14 protein-coding genes are annotated in these 17,653 nt (G+C 37.4%); all 14 read right to left on the minus strand.

Annotated elements, in window-relative coordinates:
- Positions 1–5: 5 nt before the first annotated feature.
- The gene (locus tag P7V56_RS00865) at positions 6–260 is read right to left on the minus strand and encodes a CAMCR motif-containing small membrane protein (protein ID WP_171220808.1); all 255 of its coding nucleotides are present in this window, start codon (positions 258–260) and stop codon (positions 6–8) included.
- On the minus strand, positions 250–843 hold the full coding sequence (locus tag P7V56_RS00870; protein ID WP_171221553.1) for a DUF420 domain-containing protein: 594 nt from the start codon (positions 841–843) through the stop codon (positions 250–252). The genes P7V56_RS00865 and P7V56_RS00870 overlap by 11 nt, the downstream gene beginning before the upstream one ends.
- Positions 836–1,519, minus strand: a complete 684-nt coding sequence (locus P7V56_RS00875) for an SCO family protein (protein WP_171221552.1) — start codon at positions 1,517–1,519, stop codon at positions 836–838. Before P7V56_RS00875 ends, P7V56_RS00870 begins: the two co-directional genes overlap by 8 nt.
- 11 nt (positions 1,520–1,530) lie before the next feature.
- The gene (locus P7V56_RS00880; RefSeq protein ID WP_171221551.1) at positions 1,531–2,187 is read right to left on the minus strand and encodes a hypothetical protein; all 657 of its coding nucleotides are present in this window, start codon (positions 2,185–2,187) and stop codon (positions 1,531–1,533) included.
- 76 nt (positions 2,188–2,263) lie between these two features.
- A complete protein-coding gene (locus P7V56_RS00885; protein ID WP_171221550.1) occupies positions 2,264–2,614 on the minus strand; it encodes a cytochrome C oxidase subunit IV family protein in 351 nt (116 codons plus the stop codon).
- A gap of 24 nt (positions 2,615–2,638) precedes the next feature.
- Entirely contained in the window at positions 2,639–3,667 is a 1,029-nt protein-coding gene (locus P7V56_RS00890; protein ID WP_171221549.1) for a cytochrome c oxidase subunit 3, read from the minus strand.
- Between the two features lie 43 nt (positions 3,668–3,710).
- On the minus strand, positions 3,711–4,301 hold the full coding sequence (locus P7V56_RS00895) for a cytochrome c oxidase subunit 3 (RefSeq protein WP_171221548.1): 591 nt from the start codon (positions 4,299–4,301) through the stop codon (positions 3,711–3,713).
- A gap of 2 nt (positions 4,302–4,303) precedes the next feature.
- Positions 4,304–5,206 carry a heme o synthase gene (gene cyoE, locus P7V56_RS00900; protein WP_171221547.1) on the minus strand — a complete coding sequence of 301 codons (903 nt, stop codon included), beginning with the start codon at positions 5,204–5,206 and terminating at the stop codon, positions 4,304–4,306.
- A gap of 253 nt (positions 5,207–5,459) precedes the next feature.
- Entirely contained in the window at positions 5,460–6,080 is a 621-nt protein-coding gene (locus P7V56_RS00905; protein WP_171221546.1) for a fasciclin domain-containing protein, read from the minus strand.
- Between the two features lie 296 nt (positions 6,081–6,376).
- A complete protein-coding gene (gene remB, locus P7V56_RS00910) occupies positions 6,377–8,491 on the minus strand; it encodes a gliding motility outer membrane protein RemB (protein WP_171221600.1) in 2,115 nt (704 codons plus the stop codon).
- Between the two features lie 19 nt (positions 8,492–8,510).
- Positions 8,511–9,254 (minus strand): deoxyribose-phosphate aldolase, encoded by a 744-nt coding sequence (deoC, locus tag P7V56_RS00915; RefSeq protein WP_171221545.1) that lies wholly within the window; start codon positions 9,252–9,254, stop codon positions 8,511–8,513.
- Between the two features lie 219 nt (positions 9,255–9,473).
- The gene (locus P7V56_RS00920) at positions 9,474–9,764 is read right to left on the minus strand and encodes a VanZ family protein (protein WP_171221544.1); all 291 of its coding nucleotides are present in this window, start codon (positions 9,762–9,764) and stop codon (positions 9,474–9,476) included.
- Between the two features lie 73 nt (positions 9,765–9,837).
- On the minus strand, positions 9,838–10,218 hold the full coding sequence (gene gcvH, locus P7V56_RS00925; RefSeq protein WP_171221543.1) for a glycine cleavage system protein GcvH: 381 nt from the start codon (positions 10,216–10,218) through the stop codon (positions 9,838–9,840).
- Between the two features lie 126 nt (positions 10,219–10,344).
- Positions 10,345–17,631 carry a T9SS outer membrane translocon Sov/SprA gene (gene sov / locus P7V56_RS00930; protein ID WP_370529622.1) on the minus strand — a complete coding sequence of 2,429 codons (7,287 nt, stop codon included), beginning with the start codon at positions 17,629–17,631 and terminating at the stop codon, positions 10,345–10,347.
- Positions 17,632–17,653 lie beyond the last annotated feature (22 nt).

A 17,653-nucleotide genomic window follows, 5' to 3' on the forward strand; every position in this document is an offset into this window, starting at 1 on the left:
ATCATCTACTTTTTTTTGTAATACATCTTGTAAACCACAAAACCGATTCCCGCCACAATGATATAGGGAATTGCCATTAGGAATACAATACCGTCATTTACGGCTTCCACTTTGCTGTTATCTCCTGTACTTTCTAAAGCGGCTCTGCACATGGCGCATTGCGAAAAAGAGACCATAGGCATAAAGCATAAGGCAAAAGTCAGCCACACTAATTTTTGACTTATCCCTTTTCTCTTATCCCTTTTTACTTTAGTTTGCATAGTAAGGTGAAATCATCAAGTAAACTACTACACCGGTAACAGCCACATACAACCAAAGTGGAAAAGTGATTTTAGCTAGTTTTTTATGTTTATCAAAACGCTCCGCTAATGCTCTTACATAAGTAAACAAGACCATAGGAATAATAGCGACAGATAACACAATATGTGAAATCAGAATAAAAAAGTAAACACTTCGCATCCAACCGGCATTGGCTATTTCGGTGTCATCTAAAAGTCCGTCAGCGTTGATATCTCCATACTTTGTAGAATCAGCCGACATGTGATAAGCCACATACATCACCAAAAAAACTACCGAACACGCAATGGCCAAAGTCATTAGTCTTTCATGGACTTTTCTGTTGCCGTTTTTTATAGCCATTACACCCATAATTAAAAGCAAAGCGGTTGCTGCATTTATGGAGGCATAAATTGGCGGTAAAAAGCTTAAGGGTTCAATATCGATTCCGAAGTCTTTTAATTTAACCGAAAACAAAACCGCAACTGCTATCGGAATAATAATAGAAACGGCAATAATGGAACCTCTGAATTTTCGCTCTAATGTTTGATTCTCTTGATTATTCATTTAATAATTTTTTTATGTCTTCTGTAATGGCTTTTACGCCTTCTTTTTCCAAACCGTCATAATACAAAATAGGATTCCCGAATTTGTCTTTTCGGCAACGTATATTGCCTTCTTTGTCTATCAAAGCGAAAAGTCCTGAATGTTCAAAACCACCGGCCACTTTATTGTTTTCTCCGGCATAGATATTAAATCCTTTGTTGGAAATATTGAAAATGTATTCCTTATCTCCGGTAAGCAAGTGCCAATTGGAAGATTTAACACCGATGAGTTCGCCATGTTCTTTTAAAACAGCGGCAGTATCATACTCCGGATTAATAGTAATGGAGGCAATTCCGAAATTAGGATTTCCAAAAAATTCATTTTGTATGCTAACCATATTTTTATTCATCACCGGGCAAATAGAAGGGCAAGTTGAAAAGAAGAACTCCAACACATAAACTTTGCCTCTGTAAGTCTCATTGGAAACTTTTTTATTGTTTTGGTTGGTCAGTTCAAAACTCGGTGCCGGACCGATAGTCAGCAAACCGTTTTCTGCTGTTTTGTGATTGGAAACTGCGTCAATTCTTTCTCCTTGAACTACCGTACCGTTCTTGATTCTACTGATGATTTTCGGAATAAAAATAATCCCGAAAATCAAAACGATAAACGATAAACCTATGTATGATTTATTCTTCATGAGTGTAATCTCTAAATTTGTCTGTCGGCATTATTTCGTTTCAATGCCAATCGGTATTCGGCTAAAATAATCTTCACATCATCCATCATATCATTGTGTAAATCGGCCGCCGAAGTAGTGTTGTAACCTTCTTTATATTCAGGTTTTCCTTTATCACTTTTGCCTTTTCTGCCGCGTAAACTTCTTTTCTTATCTACAATATAAACATAAGGCGTTCCGTATTGATTGTCTAATTTACCGAGTAGTTTCAAATTAGCATGATAGGCTTTGATCGATTCCGGTGTGGTAAAAACAAAATGATAACCTGATACATCGCTAATCTTTCCCAATTCTTTTAAAAGTCTTTGGGCTTGGTCTTCTGTTCCTAAAGGTGCAACGAATACAAACTGAAAGTCTTTGAACTCTCTGTATTTATTGTAAATTTTTTGATTGAGTGTAAAAAAATTACCGCTATTGGCTAAAATATCCTGGCCTGCAAAACCCAAGATCGTAATCTTTTTGTCTAAGGTGACCTTTTCCCCGTTTAGTGATTTCCATTGGGCATCAACATTGGGAATATTTGACGTAATGGTTGGTAAAGTAATAAAACTATTTACGCCCGAAGCAAAGAAAAGATAAGCTACAATGGGCAAAATAAACAAGATGAAAAGGACAAGATTTTTTTTCATTAGGATTGTGAAAATCAGCAGTACAAAAATAAAAAAATCCCGAGTGAATCGGGATTTTTTTTGAATTAATATAATGTTAAAAATTCCATTTAATAGTAGAATTTTTAAAAATCCCGTAGATATAATCTGCTTCGACTAACAATATAAAAAGTAAATATAATACAAGGAAAATAACGGTGGCTACAACAGCCCAACGCAAACTAGCTTTTTCACCTTCCATGTGCATGAAAACCCAGGTGATTTTGTAAGCTTTGTAAAGGGTTAAAATAATGAAAATCCAGTTCAGAAGGTTCATCGAAATGAAATCATTCATGACCAAAACATCCGGTCTTAAGATTCCTAAATAAACCTCAACTATTGTTACTATAGATAGAATTCCGAAAACTTGCCAGATTCTTTTAGTATTTGATACGTGCTCGTGTCCCATGATAATATAATTTTTTAACAGCGATTAAACTAAGTAGAAGAATGTAAATACGAATACCCAAACCAAGTCAACAAAGTGCCAATAAAGACCCACTTTCTCGACCATTTCATAACTTCTTCTTTTTTCATAAGTTCCCAAAAGAACATTAAAATAAATAATGATATTGATAATTACTCCCGAGAATACGTGGAATCCGTGGAATCCGGTAATAAAGAAGAAGAAATCGGCAAACAATTTACTTCCGTATTCATTTCTTTGCAGGTTAGCGCCTTCAACCACCAAATGCGCATTGGCCACCATAGCTTCAGAAGCTTCTCTGGTTAAAATTTCACGTTTTTTATTGTGATTTAATCCTTGTTGCAGTGATTTGTTTTCTCTGTCTTCTTTAGTATCTCTGTAGATTTTTTCAGTTCTTACTAATAAATCAGGGTTCGCTTTGAAACCGGCTTGAACTTCGGCTACAGAATAAGTCGGTAACGTTGCCTCATCGGTAAACCAAATACCGTTACTGCGTTTGTGTTGTTCTCTGGTTTCCGGCAATACAACGGCAAACTCTTCTAATTTTACTCTTTTACCGGTTTTATCCACAAATTGGATGATACTTCCACCTTTGGTTTCAATAGCTCCAAATTCTCCTTTGATGAAGTTTTTCCACTCCCAAGCTTGAGAACCAACGAAAATTAAACCACCAACAATAGTCAACAACATATAAAATGCCACTTTCTTTTGCTTCATTTGGTGTCCGGCATCCACAGCCAATACCATGGTTACCGAAGAAAAAATCAAGATAAAAGTCATCAAGGCCACATAATACATCGGCGCATCTACCCCGTGCATGAATGGGAAGTGGGTAAACACTTCGTCGGCAATTGGCCAATTATCAATAAATTTAAATCTTGAAAAACCGTATGCGGCAAGGAATCCGGAAAAAGTTAAGGCATCCGATACGATAAAAAACCACATCATCAATTTACCATAACTGGCACCCATTGGCTCATTTCCGCCACCCCAAGTATTTTCGTTTGTGTTTGCAGTAGTAACTGTAGCTCCCATAAAAGTTATTAGTTAAAAAGTTCCCAAATTTAGATTTTTTTTCTTATTTAAAGAAATATAAAAATAAAAACAAGCAAATCCACAAGAAATCAAGAAAGTGCCAATACATTGCACCTAGTTCAATTCCAAGCAATTGACTTGAATTGTATTTTTGTTTAAAATGATTATAAATTATGATTAAAAGCGAAATCATTCCTCCGGCCAAGTGAGCCAAGTGTACCACAGCGATTACATAGAGAAAAGTAGTGGCGATGTTACTCTCCGGTCCCGTGAAATAATATCCTTGTTTTATTAATTGTTCAAAGCCTTGAAACTGTAAAACCACAAAGGCAATTCCCAAACCTAAAGTCAACAAAAGAAAATTACCCGTAGCACTGCGATTGTCTTTCTCGATGGCTTTTTTAGCCAAATGAAAAGTAACACTACATAAAATAATTGCCAAAGTACTAAAGTAAAAAGCCGAAGGCATTTGGAAATCCTGCATCCAATCTTCTCTTGACTTACTCACTACAAAAGCACTCGTAATACCGGCAAACATCATGGTCATACTGGCCATGGCAAACCATAAAAGTAATTTTTTGGAACGCGCCGTTCTGTCTTTGTGTTCGTCAGCTGACATCGTTGTTGTAGCCATAACTATCTTAAAAATTTATCCGTAATATAAACTATTTGTAACAAAGTAATATAAGAAACACTCACTAACATCAGTGTTCTGGCAGCTTTGGCTGTTCTGAGTTGGTATAATTTTACCGCATAATAAATCATCCAAATGCCAAGCAAAAATACAATTCCTGCCGCAATCGGCGAAATAAATAATCGCCCGGTATACCCTAAACTCGGAAGCAAAGAAGCCACCAACAACCAAACCGAATACAAAATGGTTTGCAAAGCGGTAGACTGGTCTTTTTTACCGGTTGGCAACATAAAAAAACCGGCCTTTTCATAATCTTCATACAAGAACCAACCAATGGCCCAAAAATGTGGAAATTGCCAAAAAAACTGGATTAAAAAAAGTGTTCCCGCCTCAATCCCAAAATGGTCTGTAGCAGCAACCCAACCCAACATAAACGGAATCGCTCCCGGAAAAGCACCCACAAAAACCGATAACGGTGTATGCACTTTTAACGGTGTATAAATACTCGTATATAAAAAGATAGAAATCGCACCAAACATGGCCGATTTCGGGTTAATCATGTACAATAAAATCAAACCGATAATCGTCAGCAAACTAGCCACAAACAAAGCGTGATTGGGCGACATTCTGCCCGACGCGACCGGACGGTTTTTGGTTCGGTCCATCAAAGCATCCAAGTCTTTTTCGATAACCTGATTAAAAGCATTAGAGGCACCAACCATACAGTAACCGCCAACGGCCAACATCAATAAAGTCGATACTTTCAAATCATGAAAATCAGCAACGCCAAGCAAATAACCCGCTATAGAAGAAAAAACTACACTTATAGCTAAACCTGCTTTAGTGATTTCTTTGAAATCAATCGCAATTTGTTTAAGAGAAAATGTAGTTGGAGTCGCGTTCATCAATCGTTGTAAAACTGCTGCAAAGGTACTTTATAGAAAACGATTTGGCAAAAAAATATTGAAGATATATTTTATGCTTTTTAAGTTTGGGAGCGAATGGTCATTGTGTACCTGTTATCCATTTCCCCGCTGTCCGCACTACGCGGTAGTCACTGCCATCGGGGCTATAAGGGAAGCCATTCTTGTACTTTTATAAATAAAAAAAGACCAACGGTAGTTGATCTCTTTTCAAAATTAAATTATAACCCTAATTTTAATTAATCGGTAATATTACAGTGTCAATTACATGTATAATTCCGTTTGATGCAGAAATATTGGCCGCTGTAATATTGGCTGAATTTCCAATGGCATTAATAGCACCGCTTGGTGTTACCGAGAATGAACTTCCTAAAAGGGTTGTTATTTCACGTGTTCCTCTTTTAGGCACCACACTGTTGGCGGCACGTCTACCTTCTATAACATGGTACAATAAAACGTCACGTACCAATGGCGCTGGTAAGTCAGTGATACTGTCAACATTTAATGCCGCATACAAATTTTGAAAAGCTTGATCTGTTGGCGCAAATACAGTGTATTGATCGGTTCCGTTGGCAAAAAGGTTTACTAATCCGGCATCCAATTCTGTATCTACATAAACCAAAGCAGAAACCAATTCGTTGAATCCCGCATCAACAGCTATTCCGGCAATAGAGGCTTGACCGGGAGCCGGAGCACGATTCAGCGCATCTAAAGTTTCTTTGATGGTAAGTTTTGAAGCCGTTGTGTCATCCGCAGTATTTTCATCCGGAGAACAAGATGCAAAACTGAAAGAAATAAAAGCAGCCAATGCAAATGCTTTTAAAGTTGCCATTAATTTAAAGTTTTTGTTTTTCATAGTGAATAGTTTTAATGTTAGTATTGAAATTGTTTTTTTCAAAAATTATGACCAATTAATATTGGTTTTAAAACTAGTAGGAAATCGATTCGGGATAAAAAACAAATATTTTTTGTTTAATTATTTCGACTCAAAGTTAAACAAAATATTAAAACCAAAACAACTTTAGCATTAGTTTAACAATCGTTTGAATAATGGAAACAAATAATTACCGCCTAACAATTAGGCATTTAACAAAATAATGGCGTAAGCTTCTTTTAAAAAAGCCTCAAGAAGTAATTAAAAGAAAAAATGGTCTAATAATCAAAATACCAGTTGAAAATATCACATCTCAATCCAATAGAAAACCAAGTAGTGCTTTCTTTAACCGCTAAAGCTGTTTCGGTTGACGGCGTAAAATTTCTGTAGATTAAACTACCATAAAATTTCATATTTGTACTTGGATTGATTAAGTATCCGGCTTGTAAATCAGCAATGAAAACATTGGTTTTATTTCCTTGACCAATAACCACACCGGTATCATATGGTCTTTCTAAATCGTAGTCTCTGTAAATATCACTGCCGTAATTATAAGTGTTGGTTTCGTTATTAAAATCTAATCCGCGTTTGCCAACGGTAATTTTAGCATCGGCAAAATAGCGTCCGTTGTGGTAACGGGCAATGGCTATCAATTCTCTGAAATTTCCACCCCATTGGTGGCCCAAGCTTTGATTGTTATGACCATAATTGGTAATCGCTTCACTGTGCGCATATACATAAGGTCGAACCACATTGTATTCAGCTTGCAGCAAAAGGTTTTTGATGTTGAAGGCATTAAAATATTTAGCGCCCAATTGGTACCCGAATTTATTTTTCCAACTCTTATCCCCGGCTTTGACATCGCTTAGAGAAAATTCATCCAACAAGAATTGCCCATAAAACTGAATTTGATTGTTCCATTTTAATTTGGATGTCAAACCCAATAAAGCATTACCACTTCTAGCCGAAGAAGCAAACTCTACCGAACGGTAAAAAATAATCGGGTTGACGAAACTCATATCAAACCCACGGTTATTTTTATTGGTCCAAACCACCGATTCAAACAAACCGATATTCCATCTTTTGGTCACATTTAAACTCAAATAATGACTGGCAGCAAACTTGGTTGCGTAAGTTCTGTCAAGCGTAACCTCGGGCCTAACATCTTTTAGCCAAGTGTAAATGTTGGTGTATTTTATTTTCCAAAAAGAAGTATTCAGTTTAAAATAAGGATACGGACTCGCACCATCGCCTAACAAAAGAGAACGATAGCCATCACCTATAAAATTACGACCGTAACCCAAATTCATATTGATAAATTTACTTGGTGTATAAGCCAAATTAGCTTCGGCCAAAGGAAAATCATAGGCGTCCGATTTGAAGCTTTTTGCAATACCGATTCCAGGAATAATAGCCGGATTTCCGCCTGCCGGTGCAATTGATTCAGCATAACGGTTAAAATAATCAGCAAAACGACCTTGGCTTTCATAAACGGTAGTGGTAAAATTGATTTCCTTGCCTAAACCTCCATTGAACTGAATTCCGCGGGTATTAACATAAGTATAGCTTGATACGCTTGGGTCACTTTTTCCGAATTGTAAATCCAAAATAGGATTTAGAGTAAACCAATAGTCTTCGCCTTGCACTTCAACCAAATTTTCATTCCAAAACTTTTTGCCCCACCAACCTTGCTTGTTTTTAGACAGTTTTTTGTTTTCGGCAGCCAAATCATAATACTTAGAAACCTCTGCATAAGAAAAAGGTTTGGATGCGGTATGATTATTGGCGCCAACTTGATTCATCTCATCATCAAACTGTGCATAATAACTGTGTGAAAAGGGGATATTGAGATGACTTTGAAACTGAGGATTATCGAATTTTTTATATTTGATACTATCCAATTCAGTTAAAAACTTATCATTAGGTTTATATACCGAGGACGTTTTTTCTGCTTCTATTTGTGCTTCTTTCAATGCTTTACTTTCTGCCACGCTTTGAAGTGGAATGGCGATTTTAATAGTGTATTTGGCATAGGTTGGTTGACCATTGTAAGTGGCCGGACTGATTTTAGGCAGTTGCTCAAAAACCCTTTTACTTTCGGCAACCAAAGTTTCATCAACGGCATCAACATAAATCACCTTGAAATTACCTTGATTGGTTACTTCAAAAAGTACGATAACATTTCCTTTGAAATTGCTCTGGTTTAAATGCTCGGGTACCTTGAATTTGTTGTAAACAAAAGTTTGCACTTCGTTATAAAAACAAGTCTCCAGAGCTGAAAACTCCATACCTTCACAAGCCGGAAATACCGGAAATCGCTCTGTGTTTTTTTGTCTTACCTGGGCGTTAGAAACTAAAGAGAACAGCAATATAAAGGAAAATATCTTTTTCATCATCTATGGAATAATACTATTAATAATTACCCGAAGCGGTTTCGCCGTGAGCAATAGTTTTAGCGGCAGAAGTGCCAATTCTTTTTACACCCAAACGAATCATCTCTTCCGCTTCTTCATAGGTACGAACGCCGCCGGCAGCTTTGACCGGTAATGGTGAAGCATTTTCAAGCATCATGATAATGGCCGGAAAAGTAGCGCCATTGGGCAAATTATTCTCCGTTTTATAGAAGCCTGTAGAGGATTTTACAAAAACATTCGGGTAGCAATCTTCTTTGAAATTAGCGATAATTACATTTTTTATCAAGGCCGAAATCTGGATAATTTGAGCGTCTGTTAAAGCGGCCACTTCTATAATCCATTTGGCTACTTTGTGGTGTTCAAAAGCCAATTTGGTCCCGAGTAATACTTCAGACTTAACCAACTCTGTATTGCCGACTTTGAAAGCTTCATAGTTACAAACATAATCAATTTCATCTACACCGTCTTGAATGGCCTGTTGGGCTTCAGCTAATTTTGCTTCAATGCTATTAGTCCCTTCAGGAAAAGAAATAACAGTACCTATAAGCAATTTAGAATTGGCTTTAACAATCATTTCTTTAGCCAGCTTAACTTTATCCGGTCTGACCATGATTAATTTGAAACCTTCCTCAATAGCTTCTTGGATAAAACCCCGAACTATGGTCGTGTTTTCTGTTTCCGACAAACCTGCTTGAATAGCAGTTTTCAAATAAGTAGAGTCGAGATACTGTTTTATATTCATCTATGGAAAATCTATTTGTCAGTGGTCATATATGAAATCTCCTTTTTTATAATGTTTATCTCACACTGATTTTATTCATCGTTGGTGTTCGATGTTTTTCAATTGTTTACAGCAAACTTTTTGTTAGTAGCGATTTCATGCCATAAAAGTAAAAAAAAATCCGTCTCATTCTTAAAAAAACGGGACGGGCTTTTAGGGTTTTTATCCAGAGAGTCTGTTCTAAACTTTCTTAATTTTTTTCAGAAAAACAAAAACTGACAATGCAGTAACGGCGCCGGTAAAATTGGCCAATACATCCAACACATCCGCTTGTCTTGTTTGGGTAAAGTTTTCTTGTAAAAACTCGATTAGAATACCGTATGCAAGAGAAACTATTACAATGCCGAGCAAATTTCTGAAACTTAACTGTTGTTGTTTGAGCAAAAAATAATATCCCCAAAGCAAGGTAAAAACAAAGTGAAAGAAAAAATGTCCGTACTTGTCATAACCGGAGATTGTAATTTTTGGCAAATCACCAAATTTGACCAAACACAAAACAGCTATTAAAAAAGTCCAGCCAATGGCCAGACTTAGTATTGTTTTTTTAAGCACCGATTAAGGCTTTATAATCATCACTCGAGAGCAATTCGTCAGCTTCTGCCGGATTGGAAATTTTTACTTTAATCATCCAGCCTTTTCCGTAAGGATCTGAATTCACGTTTTCTGGGTTTACTTCTAAGTCATCATTAAACTCGACTATTTCTCCGGTAAGTGGTAAGAACAAATCAGAGACTGTTTTTACTGCTTCAACCGTTCCGAAAACTTCATCTTTATCTAAGGTTTGGTCTAAGGTTTCCACCTCAACATAAACGATATCACCTAATTCTTTTTGGGCGAAATCTGTAATTCCTACTGTAGCTACATCGCCATCAATCAAAACCCATTCGTGGTCTTTGGTATACTTTAAATTGCTTGGTATATTCATTGGTTTGTTTGTTTTATTCCGATGCTTAGCTTGTACAGGCTTTTGCCTCGGGTTTGTGTTGTATTTAAATTTCGTCAAAAGTATAATTTCTACAGAGATTATTAAAATCTTTGACTCAAAACTTTATTAATTTCCAAAATTATAACGCATAGTAAATCCGGTTCTGATATTCGTTAACGGGAACGACGTTGAAATCACCGGTTTAGAGAATGAATGGTCATAGAAGAAAATGGCTGTCAGGTTTTTGCTAAACGAATAATCGGCAGTTAACTTGGCTGACCAAATATTTTGTCCACCACCTAATTGGTTATTGTCATAATCTAAATAACGCACTATGGTTTTGTTATTTCTATAAGAGAAGTCAATTTTTACATTGATATCACTTTTGATGATACCGGATGGGTCATCGGCCAATTGAGAAGAGAAAATCACATCTTTAAATCGGTATCCCAAACCAAGAATGTATTCGTGTCCTTGCACTTCAGTCAACAAATTGTTATCAAAACTCATTGATAAACTTCTGTCTTTTTTCATTTCCGCCAAAATCTTGAAAGAGTTTTTCATTTCAAAATCAAGTCGCACCAACGGATTGAATTGTTCTACCAAGTTGATGTTGGCAATAATGGTTTTGTTGTAGAAGTTACCAATTCCGCCATTATCTTGACCATTATTAGTAGCGCTGTAATCAAAATTAGAACGGAAAGAATTTATGGTATAAGATGCTCGGTAAGCATGTTGGATTGAGAAACGTTTGAAAGTATCTTTAAAGAATTTATAACGCATTAATCCGCTGTACTTAACATTCCAGTTTGGAATAGGAACGTTACGGAATGCTCCCAAAGAGACACCATCGGCCGAAGCACCGGTATAAGCCGCTAAAAATGCAGGGACCAATACTGCCTGGTTATTTTTCCCGAAACCTATCGGATAATCCGCATTGGCTACATAAAAATCGTAATTAGGATCTGAAGGCAACGGAATTGCATCACCATATCTTGGAATCGGTAAGCCACCATAATGTTGTGCCGCTAATCTGTCGGCAATAATCAAACGGTTATTTCTGAACTCATCAAACGTAGCCGAACCGTTTTCGTCACTTTTACTGAATGAGGTAGCAATCATCATAGTTGAGATGGAGAAATTACCAAAACTGTACGGGGAACGAGGATTGTACAAACCGGTATTCGGATCTACATCATATTGTTCGGAGAAGTTTTCAGCATAAGTTCTGTTGGCGGTTAAATCGATTTTGAAATCCGGAAACAAATCCACATTAGCCGTCATTTCTAGGGTTTTGGTGATTACTTGTGTGTAATTTTGGTTGAAATCGGGATAGGTGGTTAACCAACCTCTTTTGGCCGCTTCAAAACGAATGTCATCTTGAGCTCCAAAGACGAATCCTAAACTCGGTTTAGCCGAACCAAAGAAACCTAAACTCGGTAAGAATCCCGGAAGCATAGTTCCTTCATTTCGGGTGTAGTTAATCTGAACATTCTTGATGCTGGTCAGCACGCCTTTCAATCCGTCTAAAAAGACATTGGTATTACCGGCAGGTTGTGCTTTGGTATTGGTGATTTTTTCTCCCGGTTTAGGAATAGCAGCAGGTCTTGCAGGTGCAGTAGCCGGTTTTTTACCCAAGCCGATATACTTATAGAAAGTTTCCATATTGAAAGCAGTATTCAATCGGTGTGACCCTGAATTCTGAATGGTATTTCCTAAATTATAGTCAACTCCATCTAAGCTTACTGAAGCCAAAGCTAAAGAAGAGCGTTGCCAACTGTAATCACCGGTATAAGAATAAGTGGATTTCACAAAAGACAAGAAAGGTAGTTTATTGATGGGAAGATCATAATTTACTACAATCTGTTGGTTGTGTTGATTTGGCGTACCGATGTTCCAAAAATCGGTCCAAATAGTATAACTGTTATCCGGCACATTGTCTTCATTTAAATAAGAGCGAACAATATTGTGTGAGGCGGCTGTGAAGTTTACTTTTAAAGCTTTGGTAATATTGTAATTAAAACCATATTGGTAATTAAACATATAGTTTCTTCTGAACAATGGATCTAACGGAATTCCTTCCACATCCACTTGTCTGAATTGCTGTCTGTTGTATTGTCTTATAATATTGGAACTGAATGAAATACTAGCCGGAAGATAGTTGAAATTAAAATCACTCAACATTTTCCAATACTCACTTTTTTTCAAAAACTTGCTTTTCTTAAACGGTTCAATCGTTTTAGGTTTGAAGGCATAAGTATAATCAACCGAGGTACTAACTTGTTGGTCGATAAAGTTTTCAATTTCATAATTGTGTTTCTCCACTTCGTTGTATGAATAAGAAAGCGTTAAATTTTCCGGATCATAAATGCGTGGTTTTTGCTCAGGAGCGCGTTCTTTTTTAACCCCGATAAAGTTAATACTTGTTCTTTTGGTGTAATCAATCGCACGGTTTCTGATATTGTCTCTTTCTGCGGCGTTAGTAGTATTGTTGATTAACTGTTCTAATCTGATATCTTGGTTGAAAGGATCATATTCAGGCGTAATGGTTTCCTCTCCAACAGCATAGTTGAAAGGCAAATTGATGCCCCACTTTTTAGGTAATAATTTACCCAAACTAAAATTGGTTACAATATTATACTGTTGTACATCTTCTCTGCTTCTTTCGTTTGGTCCTTCCTCTAAAGCTCCGAAACCTATGGTACTCATTCTACCGGTAGCAGAAACAGTGGCGAAGTCTGCCATATTTGAATCCACATTTAAAACTGCAGCCATACCACCTTCATTGTTCATATCGGCTATGCGCAATTCATTGAACCAAACTTCTCCTCTAACCCTGTCTGTATGATTATTTTTAATCCCAACCATTAAGGTTCTGACCAAACCAAAATTTGGATTTCCTTTGATTCCTAATCTTAAAATATCATCACCGTCACCATCGGTAGTATTATCATCCGGATAATACACTCCATCGGCTGAAGGTGGTAAAGAGGTAAAATCAAAACTCAACGCTTGTACTTTCATCTTGGTCAATAAAGACATCGCTAAATTGATTTCGTTTTCTTCCGGCCAGATTAATTCGGGATCCGATGAACCTGCTGAAGGAACTGTAACCTTCAACGGAATTTCTACTTGATAGTAGTTATTGGTAAAGTCATTCCCGAATCTGATAAAAGCAGCCATTTGTCCGTCTTGAAGCGGCGATGCGTCTGTTGGCAATGCTTCTGCGTGCAAAAACATTCTCAATTTATTGAACTGACGCATATCAACTTGTACATTTTTAAACACCGCTCTGGAATCGCCAACTTCCAATCCGTCACCTGAGGCTCTTAACGATAATGATTGCTCATTCTGACTGATTACTTGATTGTTATTATTTACTTCTTCCCTTACGACACCCGGAGGTAACACATAAGGAATTGGGAGTCGTTGTGCATTTTCCTGAATATTTACAGCCAAAACGTCAAAATTAGTATTGTCGTCATCCGGTTCACTATCTGTTGGTTGGAATGATTGGTCATATCTTCTCCATTCCCCACGCACTAAATCCAAAGCTCCAAAACGAAGTGTTATAGGTCCGGTAAATCCGGTCATAAACATTCTCATAAATCGGATTGAACGGAAATCGGAAATACTACCAATTACATTCTCGGGCTGTGTCACCGGAATTTTGAATTGGTACCAACGAGCACTGGTGGTTGTACCATTGGGCAAATCAGTAATTTCTGTTTCTCTTACATCGGTTATGAAATTTTGCCCCACTACCATATTGGGTTGAATATCAATTTTATACTCATAATAAGCATTCACCGTATTCATGGTGTTGTCACGGTTGATGTCTTCTACATCCGGAATTGTGGTTGAACCTCTGTTGGTATCCGAAACACTCACCGGTGAATTTCCTTCAATACCATTGTAATCCCTGTAACGCTCCTGAACACTAGTTCCCGGTGCGCTTAAAAAGTATTGGTAATTATCTGCTGCCGGATCCGACAAGGCTGCATAACCGCCAATATCATCCAAGTTTCTTTCCGCATCATCATTGATCCCGTCAAAACCAACATCTTGAGCAGCTCTATTGGCACCATCTACATCAAAAGCATAAATAAGAGATTGTGAAGAAGGAACTCTACCCCAAACTGTCGGGCTGGTCAATGCCGTAGAAGTAGCGTTGGATGGCAAACCATTTTCATACTGCTTGCGTTCATCTTTCAATATATCTTCTGATATTTCCCCTAAGTTAAAATAAACTTGACCCACGTTGGTATTGCTCGGAACAGCTGTAGGATTGGCCGGATCGTAATATGGATCCATCACCCAAAACTGAATGTATTCTACATTGCTTTGCTCAAAATTGGTTGAATTTATGGCGCGAGTAATACCCCCAAAATTATTTTCAGGGTTTAAAAAACCTGACGGACTCAATGCTTCAGGATTGAAATTATAAGGTCCTCTTTCTTGTGGGTAATAAGTTAAATCTAAAGTATTAATCACAGTCGTTTGACCTACACTGAGTTCTTCATTAGGGAATAATTCTCTGTTAAAAATTCTTCGGGTACTGTTTAAAGAAATTCCGTCCTGACCTATATCACCGGGTGTTTGAACATAAATGGTCGGATCAATGGTGTACCAATTTAATTTGGCTCTTTTAAATCCATATTCCAAATCCGCTGACGTTGCTCCAAAATCAGGATATTGAACACCCGATTGCCATTTCGGTACACTGGATAAAGTCCACGACAAAGGTGAACGCATATCAATGGTCGTCTGAGAGCCTTCAAAATCATCTACATAAACAGTAGCTTCTCCTTGAAACTGATCGGCTTTTGGAGTATTGGGTTGTAAAAAGGCGATTTCACCTCTTACCGATAAATTGGATGGAACATCCGTATCAACGTTTGGCAACTTATTGGCCAATCGGGTCAAAAAAGGAATCTCTGTTGAATAATTGGCATTGAATCCAAAAATAGTATTGTTAACAGATTCCTGACCATAATTTGATTTTTGGGTAAATGGTCTTTCGGTCATTTTAATAAAAGTACCCCCAACCAAAAACTTCTCAGAAAACTTATGTTCAACATTGATCCCCATAAATCTTCTGGTTTGTTGGCCAAAAGTCGCATTATTTTCAACAGAAACCTGAATAGGAGTATTTGATGCTTGTAGTGAAGGATCTAAAATTTGAACTCTACCGGCTTGGTAATTCACACTGTAATCTATACCTTCTTGTAAAACTCTTCCGCCCGCAGTAACTACTACCGAACCTCTCGGAACGTTATATGCACCGATAGGAATACCATCACCTCCCGCTGATTTGAATCTTCCTTTTAATTGGAATTTATTCTTAGCTGCATCTTGTAAAGCACCGGCTTGGGTACTTGAGTACATACTTCTGAAAACATATTTCTGTTGGTTCGGATTATAGTCAATAGAACTATTTTGATCGCCATAATAATTTTCGGCGGATCCGGGTGTTTTTAATTTGTCAAAAATCAATTTTCCGAAAGGCTCTACAGTGGTAAAGATAATTCGTCCGTTTTGTTGGTCAACAGTCAGTCCCGGCATAAAATCAAAAAATCCGTCACCTCCGGCTTGCGGATCATTGTTGTAATTGAGTCGGTCTATATTGAAGACTTTTAACAACGGCGTTTCTGCCACTAACATATTAGGGTCAGTCGTTGAAGGAAAAGTAGTTCCGGGAACCGGCGTAATGTAATTGATTGGAGAAGGATCGGTATACAAGATATTCAGTCTGAAATCTTCTTGCTCTAATTGAAAAGCTCCGGGAATTTGGTAGATGTTTTTCATCATCAAGTTCCAAACCGGTTTTTGAACGTTGGTCAAATTACTTTTCAACATTTTTAAAATCAAACTTTGAGAAGAAACGGTTTGATTGGCCGGGTCTGTTTCATCGACTATGGTGGCATCAACTCCGTCTGTACCAAATTCTCCTACTTGGTATACGTCATCTCCAATGGTATATTGGTAAGCCACTGCTAAAACCTCGTCATTGGCCAAGCGTTGTTGCAAGGAAATGTAACCCAATTGAGGGTGAAAAGTAAATTCGTTGGGCGCTAATTTTCTGGCATTCTCCAACTTAGAATAATCGGTTCCTTCATCAGCAATAGATTCGGGTGTTGGCGAAATTACCGGTGCATAAGTAAACCCTTCGGAAGAAGTCACAATGTCGCGAATATTCGTATTAAGAATACCACCACCGGTTACAATCAATCCCGGGTCGTACTTGTTGTTTTTATTGTCTGAAGGTGCATCAATAGCTGTATTCAAAAAGAAGTTGTTGTTATCAATTTCGTTTTGCTCAACGGCTACAATTTTGTCATCGGTAAAACCGCTCAATCTGGATTCTCCTAAATCCTGAAGCGCAATGATATTTCTTAAGTTATTGTTTGTGGTACTAACGCGATTTTGTCTGTTGGTTACCCATACTTCTATTCGAGTAATTTGAACTCGGCTACTGATTAACGGATAATTTTGAAGCGCTTCATCATACTTATTTCTAAAATATTGCGACAAGAAAAAGTGCCTGTCTGAATCATAATCCAATCCGAAGATTTCAAAATCCTGAATGGTTCCGCCACCTTGTGCCATAACCGATTTGGTTTGTGATTTTTGTTCCGAAAAAACTCCGGTTACAGTGGTTTTACCAAATTGCAATTGGGCTTTGACCCCAAATAAACTCTGAGCACCGCGAATTAATGAATTGGTCAGCGGCATACTCACGTTTCCGACTTCAATTTTCTGAATGATATCGTCTTCGGTTGGGGTGTATTCTAATTTGATTAGGTTTTGAAAAGCAAAAGTCGATTCGGTATCGTAATTCGCATTTACATTCAAACGCGTACCCACTTTTCCCATCAAACTCATGCTGATTCTTTGGTCGAAATCGAAGGTAGTTTGTGCTCTGTTTCTGGGCGAAAAAGCCGGATTGTCTTGTTTGGTATAACGTACACCCAGGTCCATTTCGACAGAACCGGTTGGTTTTACGTCGATGGTATTTCCACCGAAAATAGTTTCAAAAAACCCTGAATTCACATAATATCTTGGTAATAAATCTTTTTTATCGGCTTCACTGCCGTCTTTTTTACCGTCGATGGCGTCTGATTTTTTCTTGAAATACTCTCGCATGGATTCGCGAAGGACTAATTCTTGATATTCTTTTGGGGTTAAAATGAGTGGATAATTGATATTAAAACCTTCAAAAGTACTGGTGTAAATATACCGATTGGTCACCGGGTCATATTTATAAGCGTTTACGATACTGTTTGGATTTTTAATTTCAAGTCTTCCGGTTGAATATCCTGTGCTGTCTTGTGGTGTAGTTGGCGTTGGAGTAACTTGAGAAAATCCGGTTGCTCCCATAAGCAAAATCACTCCCAAAAGGATTTTTTTCAAGTTAAAGAATGATTTCGTAGCG

The sequence above is a fragment of the Flavobacterium sp. IMCC34852 genome (assembly GCF_030643905.1).
Classification (GTDB): Bacteria; Bacteroidota; Bacteroidia; order Flavobacteriales; family Flavobacteriaceae; genus Flavobacterium; species Flavobacterium rivulicola.